Consider the following 25,729-nt stretch of genomic DNA (forward strand, 5'->3'; position numbering starts at 1 on the left):
GAACCGGGCCGCGGCGCTATCCTTGTCGCCTGCCGTCCGGACCTCCGCTTCCATGCACCTGTTCACTCCCCGCCTGATCGTTCTCTACCTGCTGCTCGCCTTCGTCCTGTGCGTGCTGCTGGTGCACCTGCGCGGGCGCGTGAAATTGCGCTTCGACCGCCAGCTGGTGGATCACTCGGCGGTGTTCGCCCCGTACAACCTGCTGATGTACGCCTTCTCGGCCGTGCCGGCGAGGCCGATCCTCGACCGGCGCGGCTTTCCCCAGCTGGACCTGCTGCAGGCCAACTGGGAGGCGATCCGGGCCGAGGCGCTGTCGCTGTTCGACGAGGGCCACATCCGCGCAGCGGAAAAACACAACGACGCCAGCTTCAACAGCTTCTTCAAGCAGGGCTGGAAGCGCTTCTACCTCAAGTGGTACGGCGAACCGCTGGCCTCGGCCGAGGCGCTGTGCCCGCAGACGGTGCGTCTGCTCAACAGCATTCCCAGCGTCAAGGCGGCGATGTTCGCCCTGCTGCCACCGGGCTCCAAGCTCAACCCGCACCGCGATCCCTTCGCCGGCTCGCTGCGCTACCACCTGGGGCTGATCACGCCGAATTCGGACGACTGCCGCATCTTCGTCGACGGCCAGATGCACGCCTGGGGCGACGGCAAGGACGTGGTGTTCGACGAAACCTACGTGCACTGGGCGGAGAACAGGACCGGCCAGACCCGGGTGATCCTGTTCGCCGATGTCGAGCGGCCGCTGCGCACGAGCCTCATGAACGCGATCAACCGGCGGGTTGGCGCCTTCATGGGCAAGATCACTGCCTCGCCGAACACCGAGTCGCCGGAAGAGAAGACCGGCTTCGTCAATCGCGTGTTCGCGCTCAACCAGCGCAACCGGGACCGTAGCCGTGCCTTCAAGAGGAAGCACCCGAAGCTGTTCCGGACCGTGAAGTACATCGGCATGCTGGTGCTGATCTGGCTGATCTTCCTGGCCCCGTGGCCACTGGTTCGCTGAGCGCAGTGTCTCCGGCACCATGCGCGTGAGTCCCCGGACAGTCACGTTTTAGCGGCACCGCACGTCCTTGTGGCGTCCCACCGGAGCCCATGTCATGGATTCGCGTACCGCCCTGTTCCAGCAACACCGTCCGCGCCTGTTCGGCCTGGCTTACCGCATGCTCGGCAGTCCCGCCGATGCCGAGGATGTGCTGCACGACGCCTGGCTGCGCTGGCATGCCCATGAGGCCGGGCAGTTGGACGACCCGGAAGCCTGGCTGGTCACGGTCACCACCCGACTGGCGCTGGACCGGCTGCGACGCGCCAGGACCGAGCGCGAACACTACGCGGGGCCGTGGCTGCCCGAACCGGTACTGGCGGGCGACGACCAGCCCGAAACCGAGGCGGAACGGCACGAGACCCTGAGCCTGTCTTTCCTGCTGCTGCTCGAACGACTGAGTCCGGAAGAGCGGGCCGCCTTCCTGCTTACCGAGGTGTTCGACTACCGCCACGCCGAGGCCGCGTCGATCCTGGGCATCGCCGAAGAGGCCTGCCGCCAGCGCGTGCATCGCGCCCGCACCCGTTTACGAGAGGGCCGCCCGCGCTTCCACGTCGATGCACAGACCCAGCGGCGCCTGCTGCAGCGCTTCGTCGCAGCCATGCAGCGGCCCGAACTGGCGACCCTGCGCGCGCTGTTCGCAGAGGACGCCATCCACGTCAGTGACGGCGGCGGACTGGTGCGCGCGGCACTGCGTCCGCTGCATGGCGCCGAGCGGCTGGCACGGCTTTACCTGCAGATCGGCAGCCAGATGGCGGAACACCGCATCGACTTCGAAATCTGCACGCTCAACGGTGCACCGGCACTGCTCATCCATGACGGCCAGACGTTGGGCACGGCGATGTGGATCAAAGCCGACGAGAGCGGAGAGCACATCGCCGCCGTGCACGCACTGCGCCATCCGGGCAAGCTGGCACGCCTGCAGGCGGTCACGAAATCGAAGGCTCCGGCGTCCTTGTCCTGAACGGCCCAGTCCGGCCGCAACCCAAGGAGCTTTCGCCATGACCCGTTTTGCCATCCAGCGTCATTACGCCTCCATGCAGCCGCTGATCACCCTGGGCCAGAACATCCGCGATGCCGGCCGGCTGGAGCCGGCCCTGATCGAGCTGGTGCAGATGCGCGTGTCGCAGATCAACGGCTGCGCGTTCTGCCTGGACATGCATAGCAAGGACGCCCGCGCCGCCGGCGAAAGCGAGCAGCGCCTCCACCTGCTGCCGGCCTGGCGCGAGACCCGGCTGTACAGCGAACGCGAACGCCTCGCGCTGGCCTGGGCCGAGGAGCTGACCGAGCTGGCCTCGCCCGAGGCGGTATCCGACGCGCTCCACGAGCAGGCCCGCCAGCACTTCGACGAGGAGGCACTGGTCGACCTGACGCTGCTGGTGGTCGCCATCAACAGCTGGAATCGGATCAACGTCGCCGCGCGCACGATCGGCGGCAGCTACCGGGCCGGCACGCACGGCTGAGCGCCCCGGCCGCACGTCCCCACCAGGCTGGCCGGGAACGTGCGAGGTTCCGGTACGAGCGTCCGGGATCGGCGCCTGGCCGTACGAATCGGCCGGATCGGACGATCCCGCGCACGCATCGAAGCATCCTGCGCCCCTCGTTCACACCTTAAGGAGGGGCTCATGTTTCGTCTTTCGTCCATCGGCTGGCGCCGGCCGGTCGCCGCTCTGTTCATCTCGCTGCTTGCCGCGGCAGCGGCCTTCATCGCGCTGAACCGAGAGGCCTTGCATGTGGCCACCGCGTCGGTCAGCGATTCGCTGTGCGCGGCGGCCTTCGTCTCGAGGGTCGATCCCGATCAGGTCTTCGCTCAGGAGCAACGACCGTTGCTGGGCGGCATCGACTGGGCGGTGCGCTACACCGTCGACCGCCCTCGCGGCGAGGTGCGCAGCAGTGTGCTCGGACTGTTCCCGGCGCGCGCGGTCTACCGGCCAGGTCTGGGCTGCGTGGTCATGCATGGCAACGGCCCGGTACCCGAGGCCGGCGGGATCAAACGCCCCGCGATCGCCGATGCCTTTGGACCGCGCGTCGTCGCACCGGCCGATCCGGCCTTGCGTCACGCGCTCGACATCGCCTTCGCCGAACCGGACCCGGCGCATCCGCGCCTGACCAAGGCCGTGGTGGTGTTGCACGACGGCCAGCTGATCGCCGAGCGTTACGCGCCGGGCTACGGGCCGGAAACGCCGATCTGGGGACATTCGGTCACCAAGTCGGTCATCCAGGCGCTGATCGGTATCCTGGTGCGCCAAGGTCGGTTGCGGCTGGATGGGCCCGCGCCGCTCGCCGCATGGGCAGTCTCCCGTGATCCGCATCGCGCGATCACCGTGGACCAGCTGCTGCGGATGGACAGCGGCCTGCCCTTCGACGAGACCGCAGGCCCGGTGAACCCGGCCACCCACATGTGGTTCCGCGAGAGCGATTCGGCCGCCTACGCCGCGCGCATGCCGCTGGCGCATCCCCCCGGCACCGCCTGGGGCTACAGCAATCTCAGCTTCGCACTGCTGTCGAAGCTGGTCGGCGATGCGAGCGGCGATGGCGCCATCGGCGCCGAAACCTTCGCCCGGCGCGAGCTGTTCGAGCCGCTGGGCATGCATCACTCAGTGATCGAGACCGACGCCGCCGGCACCCTGCTCGGTTCGGGCTTCATGTACGCCTCCGCCCGCGACTTCGCGCGCTTCGGGCAGCTCTATCTGGACGATGGCGTGGTCGCTGGCCGGCGCATCCTGCCTACCGGGTGGGCCGCCTACAGTGCGTCGCAGACCCTGGATACCGGCTACGGCGCCGGCTTCTGGACCAACCTTCGCAACGAAGGCAGCGTGCCGGTCTGGGATGCGCCTTGGGGCATGCCGCAGTTGCCGAAGGACATGTTCTACGCGCGCGGCGCCTTCGGCCAATACATCGTCATCGTGCCGTCCGAGCGCTTGGTGGTGGTCCGGCTGGGGTTGTCCGTGCAGGGTGGCAGCACCGGCATCGGCGACGCCACCGCTGCGATCATCGCCGCCTTGCACCGACAACCGGCCGCGGGCGCCTAGGCCGTCGAACCGGCGGCGGCAGCGAGACGCCGGCGATAACCGCTCGGCGTCTCGCCCACCTGCCGCTTGAAGGCGGCATTGAAGGTGGACTTGGAGGTAAACCCGCAGGCATAGGCCAGATCGAGGATGGTGCGCGTCTCGGCCGGATCGCCCAACCGCTCCCGCACTGCCTCCACCCGCAAGCGGTTGACGTAGTCCCAGAAGCTGCCGCCGAGGCGGCGATTGATCACGGCAGAGACCAGATACTCGGGGTAGCCGCTGCGCCGCGCGACCTGGCCAATGGTCAACGCCGGCTCCAGATACAGCGGCGTATCGCTCGCCATCAACTGCGCCAGCCGCGCCTCCACCTCCGCGTAGCGCGAGGAATCGATGGGCGCGGAGTCCTCATCGCTCGTGTCCACGGCCACGGTTTGCGCGGATGCCGGCTCGTCCTGCACCGGTGGCTGGCCGAGGCTGAACCAGCCCACCACGCATACCCAGGTCGCGATCAGGCCGAACAACAGGCCGTAGTTGAGAACCGGCAGGTAGAACAGCGCCTGCACGATAGCCAGGCACCAGATGGCGATCTGGAACCCGGCCATTGCGTTGATCCAGCGCAGTGACAGGCGGTCGGCATCGGAGCGGCGCTGGCGCAGCCGCTGCCGGTACGCGCGAACCAGCACCAGCGCGGCGACCACATAGGACAGGCTGTAGAGGAACAGTGGCAGGTCGAACCACGCGCCGATCGTGCGTTCGCCGGCCAGCCAGCGTGCAGCCATCGCCCGCAGTCCCGCCTCGTCCATGGTCAGCACATAACTGTTGAGCGCCAGCATCACGACAAAGCCGGCCAGATGCACGGCGTCACGCGGGCGGAAGGCGCGCCCCTGCGTCAGCGCACGCACGTACAGATAGAACAGGCTGCCGTAGAGGAACGGAAACAGCGCCACGAAACGATAGGCGCGGAACCACTCCGGCGTGAGCAGATGCCAGAACATCGCCTTCACCGCCAGGTCGATCGCGGTCAGCCCCACCCACACGGCAAGCAGGCGATTGGCCTCCCGGTTGGCGGCGCGTCGCCACAACGCCAGGCCCAGCAACCCGGCCTGCACGGCAGCGGCGATGTAAACGAAGGTCCAGAGAGAGAAAAGCATCGGGGGCCGGTGGCGCGGTCGAGACGATGATCCTAGCCGCTGGCCAGTGCGCGCCCAAACAAAAGGCCGCGGCGATGCCGCGGCCCTCGATGTCACCGGCGGTGACGGCCGCCGGTCAGGCCGCAACGCGCTTGGCGATCGCCTCGCCGAAGCTCTCGGTCGAACCCTTGCCGCCGAGATCCGGCGTCACGCTGTCGCGGTCGTTCGTCATGGTGTCGCGGATCGCCTGGCGCAGGCGGGTACCCTTCTCCACCATGCCCAGGTGGTCGAGCATGTCGGCCGCGGCCAGCAGCAGCGCGCAGGGGTTGGCGATGCCCTTGCCGGCGATGTCCGGCGCCGAGCCGTGCACCGCCTCGAAGATCGCCGCGTGCTCGCCGATGTTGTCGCCCGGGGCCAGGCCCAGGCCACCGACCAGTCCGGCGCAGAGGTCGGACAGGATGTCACCGAACAGATTGGTGGTGACGATCACGTCGAACTGCTCGGGGCGCATCACCAGCTGCATGCAGGTGTTGTCCACGATCATCTCGTTGAACTCGATCTGCGGATATTCCTTGGCGATCTCGCGGGCCACGTTGAGGAACAGCCCGGAGCTGGTCTTCATGATGTTGGCCTTGTGCACGGCGGTGACCTTCTTGCGGCCCTTCTTCACCGCCATCTCGAAGGCGTAGCGCACGATGCGCGTGCTGCCCTTGCGGGTGTTGCGGATGATCGACTGGGCGACCTCGCCATCCTCCGACACCGTCTGGCCCTCGGCCAGGTAGGCGCCTTCGGTGTTCTCACGCACGGTGATGATGTCGATGTTGTCGTAGCGCGACTTGGTGCCCGGGAAACTGATCGCCGGACGCACGTTGGCGTACAGGTCGAAGTGGCGGCGCAGGGTCACGTTGATCGAGGTGAAGCCACCGCCGATCGGAGTGGTCAGCGGCCCCTTGAGCGCGACCTTGTGCTGGGCGATCTTGTCCAGCGTGTCCTTCGGCAGCAGGTCGCCATGCTTGTCCAGCGCGATCATGCCGGCCTCGGCGAAGTCGTACTCAAGACCGCAATCGAGCGCGTCCAGCACGCGCAGGGTAGCGGTCATGATTTCCGGGCCGATGCCGTCGCCGGGAATCACGGCAATGGTCTTGCTCATGGGGATGCTCCTTGGGATGCGTTTCCGGGGGAAGGCGCCCGAGCGGGGATCGGGGCCTTATAACCGCCGAATTATCGCTTATGCCCGCTGCCGCGGCCACCGCATCGGGGGCCGCGGGCGATGCAAATGCTTGTACGCAGCATCCCAAAAAGCTGCACGCGCTCAGGCGTGGTCGGCACACTCCGACGCCCCGCCGGCGCCGCCCTCGAGCTGGTCGAGGAAATCCACCGCGCGGCGCAGGTGCGGAATCACGATGGATCCGCCCACGATCAGCCCCACGCTGAAGGTTTCGAAGAACTCCTCCCGGGTCACACCCGCCTCCCTGCACTGGGCCACGTGGTAACTGATGCAGTCGTCGCAGCGCAGCACCATCGAGGCGACCAGGCCGAGCAGTTCCTTGGTCTTCACGTCGAGCGCGCCGCCCTTGTAGGTCTGCGTGTCCAGCGCGAAGAAGCGCCGCACCACCTGGTTGTCTTCGGCCAGGATCCGCTCGTTCATGCGCTGGCGAAAGGCGGTGAATTCGGCCAGGCGATCCTTCTCGGTGCTCATGCGCCGGCTCCCAGCAGCTCGGCCAGCTTGCCGCTGCGGTCGGCGGCCACCAGGTCGTCGAACCCGCCCACGTGCTGGTCGTTGATGAAGATCTGCGGCACGGTGCGCCGGCCGCCGCTGCGCGAGAGCATGGTGTCGCGCTGGGACATGTCCATGTCGATGCGCACCTCGGTCCACTCCAGGCCCTTGGACTTCAACAGGTTTTTCGCCGCCACGCAGTAAGGGCAGACGGCGGTGGAATAGACCTCGATCTTGGGCATTGCCGGACTCCAGGGAAAACTTCCAGTGGGCTCACGTGGGGCCGCTGGTGCCGCCGCACAAGGCGGCTGGTGGGTGAACGGGGGCGCGCCGGCCGGCCGGAACCGAGGCGCGGCCGTCGCGGTCGCAGTGCTATTGTCGCCGACCTATGACCATGGCACCACGACGTCCCCTTTCCCGCCTGCTCGTCGCACTGGTCAGCGCCGGCCTGAGCCTCGCCGCCGGCGCGCAGGACAACGTGCGCCTGCCGGATCTCGGCAGCTCGGCGAACGCGCTGATTTCCGACCAGGAGGCGAACGATTACGGTGCCGCGATGCTGCGCCAGATGCGCGCACTGGACATGGTGGTCGACGACCCCCTGCTGGACGACTACATCAACCACCTTGGCTACCGGCTGGTCGCGGCCAGCGACAAGCCGAAGGACCATTTCCGCTTCCTGATCGTCAAGGATCCGGAGATCAATGCCTTTGCCGCCCCGGGTGGGTATATCGCGGTCAACTCCGGCCTGATCCAGATCACCCGCAGCGAGAGCGAGCTGGCCGGCGTGATCGCCCATGAGATCGGCCACATCACGCAGAACCACCTGCAGCGGGCCTTCGAAGCCTCCAAGAAGGACGCACCGCTGATGGCACTGGTTCTGCTCGGCGCGATCGCCGCCGGCTCAAGCGCCCATTCCGGTGACGCCGCCGGCGCGATCCTGATGGGTGGTCAGGGCGCGCTGATGCAGAAACAGATCAACTTCACCCGCAAGGACGAGATCGAGGCGGATCGGGTGGGCATCCAGACCCTGGCCCGCGCCGGCTTCGATCCCAACGCCATGGCGGCATTCTTCGAGCGGATGGAGGACACGTTGCGTACCGGTTCCGGAGGCGACGGCGTGCCCGCGCTGCTGCAGGACCATCCGGTCACCACCGAACGCATCAGCGACGCGAAAGAGCGCGCCGGCGCACTGATCGCGATGCAGAAGGAACGCCCCAGCGGAAACACCATCGATCCGAAGCAGTGGGCACAGAGCACCGCACCGATCGCCTACGTGCGCAACCCGACCGACCTGCTGCCTGCCACGTCCGCAGCGGACGATGCCGACACCTACGCATTGATGCGCGAGCGGGTCCGCGTGCTGGCCGGCGACCCCTTGCGGTTGACCACCTATTACTCGGCCAACCTGCCGCACCACGGCTTCGACACGCTGGCCAACCGCTACGGCTATGCGCTCGCGCTGACCCGCAGCGGCAGCGGAGCGAAGGCGATCAGTGTCCTCCAGCCACTGTTGGCATCGCACCCCGACAACCAGGTGCTGCGACTGGCCCTGGCCGACGCCGAACTGCAGGACGGCCAGCGCACCCGAGCCCTGAGCGCCTACGCTGCCCTCAACGACGAGTCGCCCCGCAATGCGGCGATCACCCTGGCCTACGCCAAGGCACTGATCATCGACAAGCCCAGCAAGGCCCAGGCCGCGCAAGCCGCAGCCCTGCTGCGTCCGGCCACGGCGACCAGCGAGGATCCGGACATCTTCCGCACCTATGCACGGGCCAACGAAATGGCCGGATACGACGCCCGTGCCGGCGAAGCCTATGCCGATGCCAGCTACCTCTCCGGCCGCCCCTTCGACGCGCTCGAACAACTCAAGCGGCTGCTCAAGCGGGACGACCTGGACTACTACGCGCGCGCCCGGATCCAGGCACGGATCGCCGAGCTGACCCCGTTGGTGCTCGAGCTACGCAAGCGCAAGGTGCAGACCGAAGACAACCCGGACCGCGGCCAGCAGTAACCAGGGTGACATCCAGTCGCGGCGCAACTGTCATCGCGACGTAACATAATGACGCTGCAATCCCACCGTCACAGACATGGGCGTAAGCAAGCGTGCACAAGCGCATTCTGATCGTTGAAGACGAAGCCTCTATCCGCGACATGGTCGCCTTTGCCCTGCGCAAGGCCGGCATGGAGGCAACCCAGGCGGCCGACGCCCGTGCCGCGCAACTGGCCATCGCCGAGCAGGTGCCCGACCTGATCCTGCTGGACTGGATGCTGCCGGGCACCAGCGGCCTGGAGCTGGCGCGGCGCCTGCGCAAGGAGGAGCTGAGCCGGGAGATCCCGATCATCATGCTCACCGCACGCGGCGAGGAAATGGACCGCGTGAACGGCCTGGAGGCCGGCGTCGACGACTACGTCATCAAACCGTTCTCCACCCGCGAACTGATCGCCCGCATCAAGGCGGTGCTGCGGCGAAGCCACGGCGACGACGGCTCCGGCATCGTGGAGCTGGGTGCCCTGCGCATCGACGGCCCCGCGCACCGCGTGTTTGCCGGCGACGAGCCCGTCTCGATCGGACCGACCGAATATCGCCTGCTGTACTTCTTCATGACCCACCCGGAACGCGTGTACTCCCGCGCCCAGCTGCTTGACCACGTCTGGGGCGGCAGCGTCTACGTGGAAGAGCGCACCGTGGACGTGCACATCCGCCGCCTGCGCAAGACGCTCGAGCCGTTCAAGCTGGACGACATGGTGCAGACCGTGCGCGGCTCGGGCTATCGCTTCTCCGCCAGCGTGTGACCGCCGCGGGCGCGGCTTGCGCAGCAACGAGGTTTTTCCGATCCTGCCGACTGCCCTCTCCCGCGGGATTCCATCGTCTTGAGCAACGTTCGTCTCCCCGGAATGCCGGCCCTGGTTCTCTGGCTGGTCCTTGGCCTGCTTGGCGGCGGACTGGCCGGTCACTTCGCCGGGGGCCACGCGCCCGTGGGCGTGACTGTCGCGGCGCTGGCGGAAATCGTATTGCTGCTGTCTTCGATCCGTCATCTGCGCCGCGCGATGATCGCATCGTCCCCTTCCTCCCCGCCCACGCATGACCGTTTCATGACCCGTACCCGCCGTATCGCCTCCAGCCTGCGCGACCTGCGCAGCGCCGCCGGCAACCTTCCCGATGCCGTGGTGTTGCTGGACAACGAGCAGCACGTGCGCTGGTTCAACCATGCAGCGGAAGATCTGCTGGGGCTGCGTCGACCGCAGGATCGCGGCTCCGACCTGCACGAGCGGCTGCGCCACTCCGACCTCGCCGGCTGGCTCGAGGACGGCGCGCGTGAGCCGCTCAACGACATCCCGGCACCGGGGCGGCCGGATCGTCACCTCAACGTCACCCTGCTGCCGTTCGGTCGCCGCCAGCGTCTGTTGCTGGCCCGCGACATCAGCGACCTCACCCGGCTGGAGCAGATACGCCGCGACTTTGTCGCGAACGTCTCGCACGAGCTGCGCACGCCGTTGACGGTGATCCACGGCTATCTCGAACTGCTCGATCCGGAGGATGTGCCCGAGCTGGCCCCGGTGCTGGGCGAGATGCGCGCCCAGTCCAAGCGGATGGGCCAGATCGTCGAGGACCTGCTGACCCTGTCCCGGCTGGAAACGCAGGAACACGTTTCCGACGAACGCGTCGCCATGGCTCCGCTGCTTGCCACCCTGCGCAAGGAAGCAGAGGCACTGAGCCAGGGTCGTCATCGCGTGGTGCTCGAGTCCACCGCCGAGACCGATCTGCTGGGCTCGCCCAAGGACCTGCACAGCGCCTTTTCCAACCTGGTCAGCAATGCGGTGCGATATACCCCGGCCGGCGGCACCATCACCATCCGCTGGCAGCGGCAGGGCGACGGTGCAGTGTACTCGGTGAGCGATACCGGCTTCGGCATTCCGGCCAACCACCTGTCACGCCTGACCGAACGCTTCTACCGGGTCTCGTCGAGCCGCTCGCGCGACACCGGCGGTACCGGCCTGGGCCTGTCCATCGTCAAGCACGTACTGAACCTGCACCAGGCCCGCCTGCAGATCGAAAGCACGCCCGGCCAGGGCTCGACCTTCTCCTGCCACTTCGGCCGCGAGCGCCTGCTCGGCCCGTCATCCGGCGACGAGGGCTGAACTGGCGCCGGTCCGGCCAACCGCCATGCCGGCGCATGGGATGTGCGCCGACGACAGTTGCGACAGAATGGCGCCATGCGTCGTGCACCCTCGTCCCCGTCTACCGAATCGGCAGAGCTCCGCGCCCCCGAGCTGTTCCTCAGCCGTGAACTGGCCGCGCTGGAGTTCAACTTCCGCGTGCTGGCGATGGCGCGTGACCCGAGCGTGCCGTTGCTCGAGCGCCTGCGTTACCTGAGCATCGTGGCCAACAACCTCGACGAGTTCTTCGAGGTGCGCGTGGCGATGCTCAAGCACCACCACCACTTCGGTTCGGCCTCGCCCGGCCCGGACGGCATCGCGTCCGGCGAGCTGCTGGCCCGCATCCGCGCCCGTGCGCTGGACCTCGTCGCCGAGCAATACGCCACCTGGCAGGAGGATCTCAGCCCCCGGCTGGAGGCCGAAGGCATCTGCATCCTGCCGCGCCAGCGCTGGAGCAAGCGCCAGCACCAGTGGCTGCGCGGCTACTTCGAGAAGGAGGTGCTGCCGGTGCTGTCGCCGCTGGGGCTGGACCCGGCGCATCCGTTCCCGCGCATCCTCAACAAGACGCTCAACCTCGCGGTGGTGCTGAAGGGACGCGACGCGTTCGGCCACGAGGGACACATGGCGCTGGTGCGCGCTCCCCGCTCGCTGCCGCGGATCATCCGCGTCCCCGCCGAGGTCAGCGGCCCGGGCGAGCACTTCGTGTTCCTGGCCGAGCTGCTGCACGCCTTCGTCGATCTGGCATTTCCCGGATTCAAGGTGCTCGGCTCGCACCAGTTCCGGGTTACCCGCAACAGCGAGCTGATGGTGGAAGAAGCCGAGGTCGACAACCTGGCCCGCGCGCTGTCCGAGGAACTGGTCGGTCGCGGCTATGCCCGGCCCGTGCGCCTGCAGATCGGCACCGACTGCCCCAAGGCGATCACCCGGATGCTGGTGGAGAACTTCGACCTGGAAGAGGCCGACGTCTACCGCTGCGACGGACCGGTCAACATCATCCGCGCGGGGCTGATCTACGACTGGGTCGACCGGCCCGACCTGAAATTCCCGCGCTTCACTCCGCGCGTGCCGGCCACCATGGAGGCCAGCCGCAACAAGTTCGACGTGATCGCCCAGCGTGACGTGCTGCTGCACCACCCCTACGAGAGCTTCGCGGCCGTGGTCGACCTGCTGCGCCAGGCTGCGCAGGATGCACAGGTGCTGGCGATCAAGCAGACGCTGTACCGCGCCGGCGAGGACACCCCGCTGGTCGACCTGCTGATCGAGGCGGCGCGCAACGGCAAGGATGTCACCGTGGTGATCGAGCTGCGCGCGCGATTCGACGAGGAGGCCAACATCCGCCTCGCCACGCGCCTGCAGGAGGCCGGCGTGCAGGTGGTCTACGGCGTGGTCGGGTTCAAGACCCACGCCAAGATGATGCTGATCGTGCGCCGCGAAGGCGACCGGCTGCGCCGCTACGCGCACCTGTCCACCGGCAACTACCACCAGGCCAACAGCCGCCTGTACACCGACATCGGCCTGATGACGGCGAACGAGGAGATCGGCGAGGACCTGCACAAGATCTTCCAGCAGCTCTCCGGGCTGGGACCGACCATCAGCCTCAAGCGCCTGCTGCACTCGCCGTTCACCCTCTACAAGAGCGTGGTGGCGAAGATCGAGCGCGAGACCGAAAACGCGCGCTCCGGAAAGCCCGCGCGGATCGTCGCCAAGCTCAACGCACTGAACGAGTCGCACGTGATCGAGGCGCTCTACCAGGCCTCGCAGGCCGGCGTCGACATCGATCTGGTGGTACGCGGCGCGTGCACGCTGCGGCCGGGCCTGCCCGGGGTCTCCGAGCGGATCCGCGTGCGTTCCATCGTCGGCCGGTTCCTCGAGCACAGCCGGGTGTACTGGTTCGCCAACGACGGCGAGCCGGAGCTGTACTGCGCCAGCGCCGACTGGATGGAACGCAACCTGATGCGCCGCATCGAGGTGGCCTTCCCGATCCTCGATCCCGTGCTCGCCCAGCGCGTGTTCGACGAGACGCTGGCCAATACGCTCGCCGACAACACGCAGGCGTGGCTGTTGGGCAGCAACGGACGCTACACGCGCGCGACGCCCGGCGACCGGCCGCCCTACAACGCCCAGCAGGCGCTGCTCGACAAGCTCTGCGGGCCGACCAAACCGTAAGGGATCCAAGCATGCCCCACACCACCTCCGCACCGCGCCCGCCAAGCCGCCGGGAGTGCCTCGCATGACGCTGGGCGACAACGTGCCGATCCGCGACGGCGAACTGGTCGCCGCGGTGGACATGGGATCGAACAGTTTCCACATGGTGGTGGCCCGGGTCGAACACGGCGAACCCCGCGTGATCGATCGCCTGCGCGACACCGTGCGCATGGCCGCCGGGCTGCGCAGCGACGGCACCCTCGATGCCGAGCACCGTTCCCGCGCCCTGAACTGCCTGGCCCGCTTCGGCCAGCGCCTGGCCGGCTTGCCCTCGCTGCACGTACGCGCCGTCGCCACCAACACGGTGCGCCGGCTGGCTTCGCCGCAGGCGTTCCTCACCGCCGCGGAAGCCGCGCTCGGCCACCCGGTGGAAGTGGTCTCCGGCCGCGAGGAAGGTCGCCTGATCTTCCTCGGCGTGGCCCACGACCTGCCCGCTTCGCGCGAGCCCCGGCTGGTGATCGACGTCGGCGGCGGCAGCACCGAGTTCATCATCGGACGCGGCGTGGCGCCGCTGCACACCGAGAGCGTGCAGGTCGGCTGCATCGCTTCCACGCTGCGCTTCTTCCCTGGCGGCAAGCTCAACCGCAAGCGCTGGCAGAAGGCGCGCGGGGAGATCGGCCTGCTGCTGCAGCAGTTCGATGAGGATTACCGCGAGGCGGGCTGGCAGGAGGCCTTCGGTTCTTCCGGAACGGCCAAAGCGATCGGTTCCGTGGTCCAGGCGATGAAGCTCTCGGATGACGGCATCACCCCGTCGTCACTGGCCTCGCTGCGCGACGCCCTGCTCGACCAGGGGCAGATCGGCTCGCTCAAGCTCCCGGGACTGGCCGACGACCGCGCGCCGGTGATCGCCGGCGGCGTGGTGATTTTCGAGGCGGCCTTCCAGGCGCTGGGCATCGAGCGCATGCGGGTGTGCGAGAGCTCGATGCGTGAAGGCCTGCTTTGGGACCTTCTCGGCCGCGCCGGCGGCAGTGACCCGCGCACCGCCAGCATCGACGCGCTGGCCACCCGCTACGGCGTGGACCGCGCGCAGGCGCGCCGCGTGGAGTCGACCGCACTGGTGCTGTTCGACCAGATCGCGTCGCAGTGGAAGCTCGATGCCGAAGCGCGCGAATGGCTGTCCTGGTCGGCGCGCGTGCACGAGATCGGCCTGGCGATCGCCCACAGCCAGCACCATCGCCACGGCGCCTACATCCTGCGCAATGCCGACCTCGCCGGATTCTCCCGGCAGGAGCAACAACTGCTCGCGGCCATCGTCGAACTGCACCGGCGCAAGCCGGACAAGGCGCTGATCTCGGCCCTGCCCCAGCGCTATCGGCTGATCGCCCGGCAGATCACCGCCCTGCTGCGGCTGGCGGTGCTGTTCCGCCGGGCGCGCCGTGCCGAATCGCTGCCGGCCCTGCGGCTTGCCGCCACCCGGCAACGCCTGCGCCTGGCCCTGCCGGCCGCATGGCTGGAGCAGCATCCGCTCACTGAAGCCGACCTGGAGCAGGAGCGCTCCCCGATGTCCGACCTCGGTTTCACCCTGGCCCTCAGCGCGAGCTGACAGTGGCAGCACACTGCGATTCAGCCACGGCCAGCCCCAGCCTGGCGCGGCCGCGTATCATTGGGCGCTTCCAGGCACGCGCGAGATCCACGTTGAAAGCTTTCCTGCTCTCCCTGCTGCTCATTGCTCCGTCCACCCTGCTGGCGCAGAAAGCACCCAAGGACGCCAGCACCGCGCCTCCGCAGGCCCCCGCGCAGGAGGCGCCGCGGCCGGAAGTGGTGATGCATACCTCGCTCGGCGACATCACGCTGGAGCTGTACCCGGACAAGTCGCCCAAGAGCGTGGCGAACTTCCTTCAGTATGTCCGCGACGGTTTCTATGCGGGCACCGTCTTTCATCGCGTGATCCCGGGCTATCTGGTGCAGGGCGGCCTGTACACCCGCGACCTGCAACCGCGCCGTACCCGGCCGGCGATCGCCAGCGAGGCGGACAACGGCCTGTCCAACGTGCGCGGCACCATCGCCGTGGCCCGCGGCGCCGATCCGAACTCCGGCACCTCGCAGTTCTTCTTCAACCTGGTCGACAACCGCCGCCTCGACTTCGTCGGCAGCCAGAGCGGGCTGACCTGGGGCTACGCAGTGTTCGGCAAGGTCATCAAGGGCATGGATGTGGTCGACAGGATCGCCTCGCTGCCCACCCGCGCGCAGGGGCCGTTCGCGGGCGACGTGCCCAATCCGCTGGTGGTGATCACCGGCGCGGATATCGTCGGCGAGGCCGCCAAGAGCGACGACACCCAGCCAGCGACCGCCGGCAGCGCAGCGCCCGCGGCCAAGGCCGCCACGAGCAAGCCGAAGAAAGGCGTCGCACCGACCCGCCGGCACGGTTGATCGACGTGCATACGCTGCTCATTTCGGACCTGCACCTGGACGCCGCGCGTCCCGGTATCACCAACCTGTTCGAACGCTGGATGGCCAGCGACGAGGTGCGCTCGGCCGACGCCCTGTACATCCTCGGCGATCTGGTGGAAGCCTGGATCGGGGATGACGACGACGCGGAGCTTCCCGCCCGAATCGCCGCGGCCACGCGCGCGGTTGCGGACGCCGGCGTACCGGTGCACTTCATGGCCGGCAACCGCGATTTCCTGCTCGGTGAGTCCTTCGCCCGGCGCGCCGGCCTGATCCTGCTCGAAGACGGCGCCGTCCACACCATCCAGGGCCGGCCCACTCTGCTGATGCACGGCGACGTGCTCTGCACCGACGACGTCGCCTACCAGACGGTCCGCCGGCAGGTACGCCAGCCGGCGTGGGCCGCACAGGTACTGGCCATGCCGCTGGATGCCCGACGCGCATTCGCCGCGAAAGCACGCGAGGACAGCCGTGCCCATACCGGCTCGACCATGGAAACCATCATGGACGTGAATACCGGAGCGGTCGCACAGGCCATGCGCAGTGCCGGCGTCACCCGACTCATCCACGGGCACACCCATCGCCCGGCGGTGCATCGTTTCGAGCTGGACGGGCAGTCGGCCGAACGCATCGTGCTGGGCGACTGGTATGAGCACGGCTCGGTACTCCGGGTCACTCCCGGCGACGTCGAACTGCGCGGCCTGCCCACGGACTGATTCCCCACTGCGACGGCTGTCGCCAGGCACCCATCGCGCGGAACGGAAAGGCCGTACAACAGCGCTCCATCTCTACTTGATCGACCCCCACGCAGCGCCCCGAGCGGGCCGGCCCGCCGCGATGCCGCGGAGGGAGATCCCATCCATGGCATCCATCCGCCCACCTTGCGCCAAGGCGCCAGCTTCCGGCTGATTTTGCTGCAGGCAAGAATGGTGGGCGTCGCCAAGGTGGCCCCTGAGCCCACACCGTTGCAGCCGATGACACGCGAAGCGAAGCGCGGGCGCCCCATCACGAGAAGGTCCGTCGATCCACGATCGTCGTGCCAGATACGCAAAACGCCCCACGAGGGGGCGCTTTGCGTATCTGGCGGAGAGAGAGGGATTCGAACCCTCGATAAGGCTTTTGACCCTATACTCCCTTAGCAGGGGAGCCCCTTCGGCCTCTCGGGCATCTCTCCGTGTTTTGCCGCATTGCTGCGGAGCCGGCAAGGATACTGACCGACGCGCTCGAGGTAAAGCCTTCGCGGTTATTCCGCGGCGTCTTCGTGATGCGCGGCACCACCGGACTCGTTCTCGCCCTTGATACGCTGGTAGATCTCTTCGCGGTGGACCGCGACGTTCTTCGGGGCATTGATGCCGATGCGCACCTGATTGCCCTTGACGCCGAGAACGGTGACGGTCACCTCGTCACCGATCATCAGGGTTTCACCGACCCGGCGGGTCAGAATCAACATGGCTTGCTACTCCATCATTTGGTGTGGTTACAGGCCTTCTGTCGGTGAGACCTCACCCCTGAGTCCACCAGCAGTTCGACGACAGTTTCCGTCGAAGGCCTTTCCGCCTTCCCCGGCATCCGCCAAGGCGAATTAACTGTCTTGGCAGGCGATATCACCGCAATTCGTGATACCGACAATCTATTGATACTAGCCGAGCCCAGACAGGGCGCGCAATCAGCGTCTAGTGGAACCGCCCCACCTTTCCCATGCCTTCCATCAGGCTCCGAGGCGTGTCGCGATCCAGGCCGGCAGATCGGCGAGCAGCATCGGCAACTGCGGAGCGTCATCACCGCCGCCCTGCGCCATGTCCGGTCGCCCACCGCCCTTGCCACCGATCTGGCCAGCGATGTGGGCTACTACCTCGCCCGCCTTGATCCGCCCCAGCGCCGCGCCATGCACACCGGCGACCAGCGAAGCGCGGCCATCGGCCGCACCGGCCAGCAGCACCACGCAATCGCCCAGCTGCTGCTTGAGCTGGTCGACGCTGTCGCGCAACGCCTTGGCGTCCAGCCCTTCCAGACGCGCCGCGACGACCTTGATCCCGCCCACGTCGGTCGCCGAGGCCGCGAGGTCCGCGGTCGCCGAGCCGGCCGCCTTGGCGCGCAGCGATTCCAGCTCGCGCTCGAGCTTCTTCTGTTTCTCGAAGAGCTGGCGCAGCTTCTCCACCACCTCGTCGCCGTTGCCGGACAGCAGGTGTGCCAGCTCGCCGAGACGCCGCTCCTCGTCGGCCACGTAGGCCAACGCGCCCGCACCGGTCACCGCCTCGATACGACGTACGCCGGAGGCCACGCCGGCTTCGCTGACGACCTTGAACAGGCCGATGTCGCCGGTGCGGCCGACGTGCGTGCCGCCGCACAGTTCGGTCGAGAAGCCGCCCATCTTCAGCACGCGGACTTCGTCGCCGTACTTCTCCCCGAACAGCGCCATCGCGCCGAACGCGATGGCGTCGTCGTAGGCCATGTGGCGCACTTCCGCCTCGGCATTGCGACGGACCTCGGCATTGACCATCGCCTCGATCTCGGCCAGCTCCGCCCGGCTGACCGGTTTGTGGTGGGCGAAGTCGAAGCGCAGGCGATCCGGGGCCACCAGCGAGCCCTTCTGGGTCACGTGGTCGCCGAGCACCTTGCGCAGCGCCGCGTGCAGCAGGTGGGTGGCCGAGTGGTTGAGCACGATCGCCTGGCGACGCTCGCCGTCGACGGCCGCCCGGACCACGTCGCCCTGGCGCAGCGGCTGGGCGCCCTGCCAGCGGCCGGCGTGGCCGAAGAACACGCCACCCATCTTCAGCGTGTCGGCCACGGCGAAGGTGCCGCCGGCCCCGGACAGCGTGCCGGTGTCGCCGACCTGGCCGCCGGACTCGGCGTAGAACGGCGTGCGGTCGAGGATGACGAAACCCTCCTCGCCCTCGGCCAGCTGGTCGACCTGGCGGCCGGCGCGGACGATCCCGACGACCTTGGCGGCATCGGCCGCCAACGCCTCGTAGCCGAGGAATTCGGTGGGCTTGAGCTGGCTGGCCAGCTCGGCGGGCATCACGCCCTTGGCCTCGAACTTGCCCGCCGCACGGGCGCGCTCGCGCTGCTCGTTCATGGCCTGCTCGAAGCCGGCCATGTCCACGTCCATGCCGCGTTCACGGGCGATGTCGGCGGTCAGGTCGACCGGAAAGCCGTAGGTGTCGTACAGGCGGAACGCGTCGACGCCGGGGATGGTCTTGCCGGCCTTGCCGGCAACTTCGTCGAACACGCGCATGCCGTGCTCGAGCGTCTCGCCGAAGCGCTGCTCCTCGGTGCGCAGCGCGTCCTCGATGAACGCCTGCTTCGCCGCCAGCTCGGGATACGGCTCACCCATCTCGGCGACCAGCGGCGCGACCATCTTCCAGAAGAAGTCGCCGCGCACGCCCAGCATCCAGCCATGTCGCAGCGCCCGGCGGATGATCCGGCGCAGCACGTAGCCGCGGCCCTCGTTGGACGGCAGCACGCCGTCGACGATCAGGAAAGAGCAGGCGCGGATGTGATCGGCGATCACGCGCAGCGACTTGTTGGCCAGGTCCGCCGTGCCGGTGAACTCGCCCGCCTTGGCGATCAGGCGCTGGAACAGGTCGATCTCGTAGTTCGAATGCACGTGCTGCAGCACCGCGGCCAGGCGCTCCAGGCCCATGCCGGTATCCACGCACGGCGCGGGCAGCGGGCTCAGCGTGCCGTCCGGCGCACGGTCGAACTGCATGAACACCAGGTTCCATATCTCGATGTAGCGGTCACCGTCCTCGTCCGGCGAGCCGGGCGGGCCACCGGCCACGTCCGGGCCGTGGTCGTAGAAGATCTCGGTGCAGGGGCCGCAGGGGCCGGTGTCGGCCATCTGCCAGAAATTGTCGGAGGCAAAGGGCGCGCCCTTGTTGTCGCCGATGCGCACGATGCGCTCGGCCGGCACGCCGATGACCTTGTTCCAGAGCTCGAAGGCCTCGTCGTCGGTGTGGTACACGGTGACCCACAGCTTCTCTGCCGGCAGCTTGAACACGCCGGTCAGCAGCTCCCATGCCCAGGCGATCGCCTCGCGCTTGAAGTAGTCGCCGAACGACCAGTTGCCCAGCATCTCGAAAAAGGTGTGGTGGCGCGCGGTGTAGCCGACTGAATCGAGATCGTTGTGCTTGCCGCCGGCGCGCAGGCAGCGCTGCACGTCGGCCGCGCGCACGTACGGGAGCTTTTCGCTGCCGAGGAACACGTTCTTGAACGGCACCATGCCCGAATTGGTGAACAGCAGGGTCGGGTCGCTGGACGGCACCAGCGAGGCCGAGGGCACGATGGTGTGACCCTTGGCGCGGAAGAATTCGAGGAAGGCAGAACGGATTTCGGCGGTCTTCATGCAGGCATCTGGCGTCGGGGCCGCCGGCGAGGGGCGGCAGAAACGAATCCACGCCGGGGCGACGCCACGCGACCCTGAAGCTCAGTCGTCGTCGGCGTCATCCACGTCGGCGTGGGTAACACGACGTACTGTGGCGGCGGAAAAGCCGCGACGCAAGAGGAACTGCGCCCGTTTGGCCCGCTCGGCGTGGTCCACCGGGGCCTTGCCGCCGTAGCGTCTGCGCAGTTGCGACGCGGCACTGGCATCCCAGTCGACGTCGAGTTCGTCCAGGCAGGCGCGGATAGCGGCATCGTCCAGCCCGTGGGTCTTCAGCTCCATCCGGATCCGCACCGGTCCATAGCCCTGTCCGGCCCGGTTGCGCGTCAGCATGCCGGCGAAGCGTTCGTCGTCCTGGTAGCGCTGATCGCCCAGGCGATCCAGCGCCTGCTCGGCCTCATCCCCCTCGAAGCCCTTGCGGTCGAGCTTGCGCCGGAGCTCGCGGCGCGACTGCTCCCGCCGCGCCAGCATGCCCAGCGCGGCCGCATAGGCCGATGGCTTGTCCGGTGGCGGCTTGCGGCCGAACGCCATCGCCACGCCGTCAGCGCGTGGAGACGGGTCGCGCCGCGACCCGCGAGCGCAGCGCGCCGTCGATGTCGTCCACCGACTGGCCGGCCGAACGGACAGCGGCCTCGATCGCCGCCACCTCCAGGCCGCCGGGGCGGGAGGCTTCGGCCAGAGCCCAGATGTGCGCCGCCCGATGACCGCTGCGGCAATAGACCAGCACCGGCCGGGCCGGCGCCGCGAGCGCCCGGCCGACCGTTGCGACCGAGTCGGCCGGCATCGTGCCGGGCGCGACGGGGGCATAGTCGAACGCCATGCCCAGCGCATGGGCCGCGCGGGCCATCTCGGCGGCGGTCGGCTGGCCCGGGGCCTCGCCGTCGGGCCTCACGACCACCACGGCGGCCAGACCACGAGCCTGCAGTCCCTGAAGCTGCGCCGGAGTGACCTGGCCGGCCAGCCAGACACCACCGGGCAGCTCGTGGACCACCGGTGCCGGCACTGGCGCCGCGGTGGCGCCCCCTTCGGCGGGTGCGCGAGCCGCGCTCGGGCCGGCCACCCCGAGCGCGAGCACGAGGCCGGCCACCAGCGGAACTGAACGGCGCGACTTCACCGGATCAGGCCTCCGACTCGACCTCTTCCTCGGTCGCCGCAGCAGCCTTGCCGCTGGCCGAGACCAGCAGGCGGGCGCGCAGCTGCTGGTCGATGTCGTTGGCGATGGCCGGGTTGTCGCGCAGGAACTGGCGCACGTTCTCCTTGCCCTGGCCGATGCGGTCGCCGTTGTAGCTGTACCAGGCGCCGGACTTGTCGATCAGGTTCTCGCGCACGCCCAGCTCGATGATCTCGCCCTCGCGCGAGGTGCCCTCGCCGTAGAGGATCTCGAACTCGGCCTGGCGGAACGGCGGCGCCACCTTGTTCTTGACCACTTTCACACGTGTCTCCGAGCCGATCACCTCGTCGCCCTTCTTCACTGCACCGGTGCGGCGGATGTCCAGGCGCACCGAGGCGTAGAACTTCAGCGCGTTGCCGCCGGTGGTGGTCTCGGGACTGCCGAACATCACGCCGATCTTCATGCGGATCTGGTTGATGAAGATCACCAGGGTGCCGGACTTCTTGATGTTGGCGGTGAGCTTGCGCAGCGCCTGGCTCATCAGGCGGGCGTGCAGGCCGACGTGGGAGTCGCCCATCTCGCCCTCGATTTCCGCCTTCGGGGTGAGCGCGGCGACCGAGTCGACCACCACCACGTCCACGGCGTTGGAGCGCACCAGCATGTCGGCGATCTCCAGCGCCTGCTCGCCGGTGTCCGGCTGGGAGATCAGCAGGTCGTCGAGGTTCACGCCCAGCTTCTCGGCGTAGGACGGATCGAGCGCGTGCTCGGCGTCGACGAAGGCCGCGGTGCCGCCGTTCTTCTGGCAGTTGGCGATCACCTGCAGGGTCAGCGTGGTCTTGCCGGAGGACTCCGGACCGTAGATCTCGATGATGCGGCCGCGCGGCAGGCCGCCGATGCCCAGGGCGATGTCCAGGCCGAGCGAGCCGGTGGAAACGGTCTCGATGGCCTCGTTCACGCGGTCGCCGAGACGCATCACCGCGCCCTTGCCGAACTGCTTTTCGATCTGGCCGAGGGCCGAGGCGAGCGCCTTGCGCTTGTTGTCATCCATCGTGGGGATCCTGCGTCAACGGTGAAAAGGAGGGTGGTGAATCGTCTACGGCGCTGAGCATGCGCCGGAGCCATCTCACGGGCTGCGATTCCGGGACACGGAGTATCCCACACCGGTCAAGCCCGACCCGGTCGTCGACCCGCCCTGCCCACGGCGGGCAGGCGCCGGCTCAGCCGGTCAGCTCACGCCCCAGCCCGCTGAGCGCCGCCGCCACGGTCTGCCGCCGGATCGCGTCGCGATCGCCGCCGAAATGGAACACCCTGGCGTGGGCATAGCCGCCGCGGCGCTTCCAGCCGATCCAGACCGTGCCGACCGGCTTGTCCTCGGTACCGCCGGAGGGGCCGGCGATGCCGGTGACCGCGACCGCCGCCCCGGCGCCGAAGCGCGCCAGCGCGCCGGAGACCATCTCCAGCACGGTCTCCTCGCTCACCGCGCCAGTCCGCTCCAGCGTCCGCGGGTTGACGCCGAGCAGCGCCTCCTTGGCCTCGTAGCTGTAGGTCACCACGCCGGCATCGAACCAGGCCGAGCTGCCCGGCAGGTCGGTGAGCACCTTGGCGATGAAGCCGCCGGTGCACGATTCGGCGGTCACCAGCATCAGTTTGCGCTCGCGCATCAGGCCGGCGACCTCCTCGGCGAGCCGACGCAGCGCCTCGTCGGTAGGAACGGATGCGGACTCCATGCGAGACTCCTCGGCTTCGGAACGGGCGCCATGCACGGCGCGAAGCGTCCCGTTCTACCCGTTCCGCCCGATCGAGCCAAGACCCGCCCGAAGCATGAGCCAAGACGATCTCTCCCAGCACACCCCGCTGATGCGGCAATACCTCTCGGCCAAGGCCGCGCATCCGGACGTGCTGCTGTTCTTCCGCATGGGCGATTTCTACGAGTTGTTCTACGAGGACGCGCGCAAGGCGGCGCGACTGCTGGACATCACGCTGACCCAGCGCGGGCAGTCGGCCGGCCAGCCGATCCCGATGGCCGGCGTGCCCTACCACGCGGTGGAGAACTATCTGGCGCGGCTGGTGCGGCTGGGCGAATCGGTGGCGATCTGCGAGCAGATCGGCGACCCGGCGCTAGCGAAGGGCATCGTCGAGCGCAAGGTGGTACGCATCGTCACCCCCGGCACGGTGACCGACGCCGCGCTGCTGGAGGAACGCCGCGACAACCTGCTGCTGGCGATCGCCGCCGGCCCGGGCGGCAGCTACGGCCTGGCCTGGGTGGACCTGTCCAGCGGGCGGTTCCTGCTCAGCGAAGTGCCGACCGCCGAAACCCTCGCCGCCGAACTGGCACGGCTGCAGCCGGCCGAGACGCTGGTGGACGAGTCGGTCGCCTGGCCGAAACTGGTCAGCACCCTGCCCGGCCTGCGCAAGCGGCCGCCGTGGCATTTCGATGCCGACGCCGCACGGCGCGAACTCAACCGCTTCTTCGGCACCCGCGACCTGGGCGGCTTCGGCGTGGACAAGCTGCCGCTGGCGATCGCCGCCGCCGGCTGCCTGCTCGGCTATGTCGAGGAAACCCAGAAGAGCGCGCTGCCGCACCTGTCCGGCATGGCGGTGGAAAGCGCCAGCGAGACCATCGCGCTGGACGCTGCGACGCGCCGCAACCTGGAGCTGGACACGCATCCCACCGGCCGCACCGAGCACACCCTGCTCGGCGTGCTGGACGAGACGGTGACGCCGATGGGCGCCCGCCTCCTGCGCCGCTGGCTGAACCGTCCGCTGCGTTCGCGCGAGCTGCTGCGCGGCCGCCACGGCGCGATCGCCGCGCTGATCGACAACCGGCGCTACCACGGCCTGCGCGACACCTTGCGCGGCATCGGCGACCTCGAACGCATCCTCGCCCGCGTCGCGCTGCGTTCGGCGCGCCCGCGCGACCTGTCCACCCTGCGCGACGGCCTCGCCGCCGCACCGGAGCTGGGCGGCCAGATCGTGGCGCTGGAAAGCCCGCTGCTGCACGCGCTGGTCGATCGCATCGGCGACCATGCCGATCTCGCCGACTGGCTGGCGAAGGCCATCGTGGCCCAGCCGCCGGTGCTGCAGCGCGACGGCGGGGTGATCGCCGACGGCTACGACGCCGAGCTGGACGAGCTGCGCCGCCTGTCGACCCACGCCGACCAGTACCTGGTCGAGTTGGAGGAGCGCGAGAAGGCCGCCAGCGGCATCGCCACGCTGAAGGTCGGCTACAACCGCGTGCACGGCTATTACATCGAGATCAGCAAGGCGCAGTCGGACAAGGCGCCGACGCACTACACGCGCCGCCAGACCACCAAGAACGCCGAGCGCTACATCACCGAGGAACTCAAGCAGTTCGAAGACAAGGTGCTATCGGCGAAGGAACGCTCGCTGATGCGCGAACGTGCCCTGTACGAAGCGGTGCTCGACCAGCTGATCGAGCACCTCGAACCGCTGAAGGCCGCCGCCTCGGCCATCGCCGAGCTGGACGTGCTGGCCACCCTGGCCGAACGCGCCGAAACGCTGGACTGGAGCGCCCCCACCCTCACCGACGAGGCGGGCGTCGCGATCGAGCGCGGCCGTCACCCGGTGGTGGAGAAGGTGCGCGACGAGCCGTTCGAACCGAACGACCTGATGCTCGACGACGCCCGCCGCATGCTGGTGATCACCGGCCCCAACATGGGCGGCAAGTCCACCTACATGCGGCAGAACGCGCTGATCGTGCTGCTGGCCCACATCGGCAGCTACGTGCCGGCGAGCGCGGCCACGATCGGCCCGATCGACCGCATCTTCACCCGCATCGGAGCCGGCGACGACCTCTCGCGCGGCCAGTCCACCTTCATGGTGGAGATGAGCGAAACGGCCAACATCCTGCACAACGCCACCGAGCACAGCCTCGTGCTGATGGACGAGGTCGGCCGCGGCACCAGCACCTACGACGGCCTCGCGCTGGCCCGCGCCTGCGCGGTGCACCTGGCGGCAGCCAGCCGCGCCTACACCTTGTTTGCCACCCACTACTTCGAGCTGACCGAACTGGCCGGCGAATACCCCGGCATCGCCAACGTGCATCTGGACGCGGTGGAGTACGGCGACCAGCTGGTCTTCATGCACGCGGTCAAGGAAGGCCCGGCCAACCGCAGCTTCGGCCTGCAGGTGGCGGCGCTGGCCGGCCTGCCCAAGGCGGTGATCGCCGACGCGCGGCGCACCCTGGCCGCGCTGGAAAAGGGTGCGCATCCGGGCGGAGCCGCCACGCGCCGGGAAGAGGCCTCGCCGCAGCTCGGCCTGTTCGCGCCGCCCGAGCCCTCGGCGGTGGAGAAACGGCTGGCCGAGGTCGATCCAGACGCGCTCTCGCCGCGCGATGCACTGGCCGAGCTTTACCGGCTCAAGGCGCTGTCCTGATCCGCGAGGCCGGCGCAGGCTTTGCGCCGGCCGCCCTCCCCCGGAACCGCGCACCATCGTGCTAGTCCATGGTGCGCATGCAGCATAGCCTCAGACTATCGATCGCATCGGAACAAACGAATTCACGCATGGCAGGCGGAGGACTACCTTGGCTGGGTCGCGATCGCGGACCAGCCGCCGCCAGCCCCGTCGCGCAT

The 25,729-nt window shown here is 68.5% G+C and carries 22 protein-coding genes and 1 tRNA gene; 12 read left to right on the forward strand and 11 right to left on the reverse strand.

Annotated features, from left to right (window positions below; genetic code table 11):
- Nucleotides 1-76 precede the first annotated feature (76 nt).
- From C693_RS0103735 to C693_RS0103750, 4 genes are all read left to right on the forward strand, one after another.
- Nucleotides 77-1,000: an aspartyl/asparaginyl beta-hydroxylase domain-containing protein gene (locus C693_RS0103735; RefSeq protein ID WP_277813079.1), complete on the forward strand. Its 924-nt coding sequence runs from the start codon at nucleotides 77-79 to the stop codon at nucleotides 998-1,000.
- 94 nt (nucleotides 1,001-1,094) lie between these two features.
- Complete coding sequence (gene sigJ / locus C693_RS0103740; RefSeq protein ID WP_017460914.1) at nucleotides 1,095-2,000, forward strand: RNA polymerase sigma factor SigJ; 906 nt, start codon at nucleotides 1,095-1,097, stop codon at nucleotides 1,998-2,000.
- Between the two features lie 37 nt (nucleotides 2,001-2,037).
- Nucleotides 2,038-2,499 (forward strand): carboxymuconolactone decarboxylase family protein, encoded by a 462-nt coding sequence (locus C693_RS0103745; protein ID WP_017460915.1) that lies wholly within the window; start codon nucleotides 2,038-2,040, stop codon nucleotides 2,497-2,499.
- A 162-nt stretch (nucleotides 2,500-2,661) separates the two neighbouring features.
- Entirely contained in the window at nucleotides 2,662-4,068 is a 1,407-nt protein-coding gene (locus C693_RS0103750) for a serine hydrolase domain-containing protein (protein ID WP_017460916.1), read from the forward strand.
- Here the strand turns inward: C693_RS0103750 and C693_RS0103755 are convergent.
- From C693_RS0103755 to grxC, 4 genes are all read right to left on the reverse strand, one after another.
- The gene (locus C693_RS0103755; protein WP_017460917.1) at nucleotides 4,065-5,198 is read right to left on the reverse strand and encodes a helix-turn-helix domain-containing protein; all 1,134 of its coding nucleotides are present in this window, start codon (nucleotides 5,196-5,198) and stop codon (nucleotides 4,065-4,067) included. The two genes, C693_RS0103750 and C693_RS0103755, sit on opposite strands and share 4 nt — an antisense overlap.
- A 115-nt stretch (nucleotides 5,199-5,313) precedes the next feature.
- Complete coding sequence (locus tag C693_RS0103760; RefSeq protein WP_017460918.1) at nucleotides 5,314-6,327, reverse strand: isocitrate dehydrogenase; 1,014 nt, start codon at nucleotides 6,325-6,327, stop codon at nucleotides 5,314-5,316.
- Nucleotides 6,328-6,489: 162 nt separating this feature from the next.
- A complete protein-coding gene (locus tag C693_RS0103765) occupies nucleotides 6,490-6,876 on the reverse strand; it encodes a carboxymuconolactone decarboxylase family protein (RefSeq protein ID WP_017460919.1) in 387 nt (128 codons plus the stop codon).
- Nucleotides 6,873-7,136: a glutaredoxin 3 gene (grxC, locus tag C693_RS0103770; RefSeq protein WP_017460920.1), complete on the reverse strand. Its 264-nt coding sequence runs from the start codon at nucleotides 7,134-7,136 to the stop codon at nucleotides 6,873-6,875. Before grxC ends, C693_RS0103765 begins: the two co-directional genes overlap by 4 nt.
- Before the next feature lie 146 nt (nucleotides 7,137-7,282).
- Here grxC and C693_RS0103775 point away from each other — a divergent pair, with 146 nt between their 5' ends.
- From C693_RS0103775 to C693_RS0103805, 7 genes are all read left to right on the forward strand, one after another.
- Complete coding sequence (locus tag C693_RS0103775; RefSeq protein WP_017460921.1) at nucleotides 7,283-8,905, forward strand: M48 family metalloprotease; 1,623 nt, start codon at nucleotides 7,283-7,285, stop codon at nucleotides 8,903-8,905.
- A gap of 92 nt (nucleotides 8,906-8,997) precedes the next feature.
- Nucleotides 8,998-9,687, forward strand: a complete 690-nt coding sequence (gene phoB, locus C693_RS0103780) for a phosphate regulon transcriptional regulator PhoB (RefSeq protein WP_026107161.1) — start codon at nucleotides 8,998-9,000, stop codon at nucleotides 9,685-9,687.
- Between the two features lie 102 nt (nucleotides 9,688-9,789).
- The gene (phoR, locus tag C693_RS0103785; RefSeq protein ID WP_017460923.1) at nucleotides 9,790-11,034 is read left to right on the forward strand and encodes a phosphate regulon sensor histidine kinase PhoR; all 1,245 of its coding nucleotides are present in this window, start codon (nucleotides 9,790-9,792) and stop codon (nucleotides 11,032-11,034) included.
- 75 nt (nucleotides 11,035-11,109) lie between these two features.
- Nucleotides 11,110-13,218, forward strand: a complete 2,109-nt coding sequence (gene ppk1, locus C693_RS0103790; RefSeq protein ID WP_017460924.1) for a polyphosphate kinase 1 — start codon at nucleotides 11,110-11,112, stop codon at nucleotides 13,216-13,218.
- A gap of 64 nt (nucleotides 13,219-13,282) precedes the next feature.
- Complete coding sequence (locus C693_RS0103795; RefSeq protein WP_017460925.1) at nucleotides 13,283-14,800, forward strand: Ppx/GppA phosphatase family protein; 1,518 nt, start codon at nucleotides 13,283-13,285, stop codon at nucleotides 14,798-14,800.
- A 92-nt stretch (nucleotides 14,801-14,892) separates the two neighbouring features.
- Nucleotides 14,893-15,627 carry a peptidylprolyl isomerase gene (locus C693_RS0103800; RefSeq protein ID WP_017460926.1) on the forward strand — a complete coding sequence of 245 codons (735 nt, stop codon included), beginning with the start codon at nucleotides 14,893-14,895 and terminating at the stop codon, nucleotides 15,625-15,627.
- A gap of 5 nt (nucleotides 15,628-15,632) precedes the next feature.
- Complete coding sequence (locus C693_RS0103805) at nucleotides 15,633-16,361, forward strand: UDP-2,3-diacylglucosamine diphosphatase (protein ID WP_026107163.1); 729 nt, start codon at nucleotides 15,633-15,635, stop codon at nucleotides 16,359-16,361.
- A 365-nt stretch (nucleotides 16,362-16,726) separates the two neighbouring features.
- On the opposite strand, the gene C693_RS0103810 is transcribed toward C693_RS0103805, so the two are convergent.
- From C693_RS0103810 to C693_RS0103840, 7 genes are all read right to left on the reverse strand, one after another.
- Nucleotides 16,727-16,819: transfer RNA gene (locus C693_RS0103810), tRNA-Ser, on the reverse strand.
- A 69-nt stretch (nucleotides 16,820-16,888) separates the two neighbouring features.
- Complete coding sequence (csrA, locus tag C693_RS0103815; RefSeq protein WP_017460928.1) at nucleotides 16,889-17,095, reverse strand: carbon storage regulator CsrA; 207 nt, start codon at nucleotides 17,093-17,095, stop codon at nucleotides 16,889-16,891.
- Between the two features lie 258 nt (nucleotides 17,096-17,353).
- Nucleotides 17,354-19,990, reverse strand: a complete 2,637-nt coding sequence (gene alaS, locus C693_RS0103820) for an alanine--tRNA ligase (RefSeq protein ID WP_017460929.1) — start codon at nucleotides 19,988-19,990, stop codon at nucleotides 17,354-17,356.
- A gap of 81 nt (nucleotides 19,991-20,071) precedes the next feature.
- Nucleotides 20,072-20,557, reverse strand: a complete 486-nt coding sequence (locus C693_RS0103825; RefSeq protein WP_017460930.1) for a regulatory protein RecX — start codon at nucleotides 20,555-20,557, stop codon at nucleotides 20,072-20,074.
- Between the two features lie 10 nt (nucleotides 20,558-20,567).
- Nucleotides 20,568-21,140 carry a beta-lactamase hydrolase domain-containing protein gene (locus C693_RS22510; protein ID WP_017460931.1) on the reverse strand — a complete coding sequence of 191 codons (573 nt, stop codon included), beginning with the start codon at nucleotides 21,138-21,140 and terminating at the stop codon, nucleotides 20,568-20,570.
- Between the two features lie 4 nt (nucleotides 21,141-21,144).
- Nucleotides 21,145-22,185 (reverse strand): recombinase RecA, encoded by a 1,041-nt coding sequence (recA, locus tag C693_RS0103835; protein ID WP_017460932.1) that lies wholly within the window; start codon nucleotides 22,183-22,185, stop codon nucleotides 21,145-21,147.
- 169 nt (nucleotides 22,186-22,354) lie between these two features.
- On the reverse strand, nucleotides 22,355-22,864 hold the full coding sequence (locus tag C693_RS0103840; RefSeq protein WP_017460933.1) for a CinA family protein: 510 nt from the start codon (nucleotides 22,862-22,864) through the stop codon (nucleotides 22,355-22,357).
- Between the two features lie 94 nt (nucleotides 22,865-22,958).
- Between C693_RS0103840 and mutS the strand changes: the two genes are divergently transcribed.
- On the forward strand, nucleotides 22,959-25,532 hold the full coding sequence (gene mutS / locus C693_RS0103845; RefSeq protein ID WP_017460934.1) for a DNA mismatch repair protein MutS: 2,574 nt from the start codon (nucleotides 22,959-22,961) through the stop codon (nucleotides 25,530-25,532).
- Nucleotides 25,533-25,729 lie beyond the last annotated feature (197 nt).

Source organism: Dyella ginsengisoli LA-4 (assembly GCF_000334915.1).
In the GTDB taxonomy this organism is placed as follows: Bacteria; Pseudomonadota; Gammaproteobacteria; order Xanthomonadales; family Rhodanobacteraceae; genus Dyella_A; species Dyella_A ginsengisoli_A.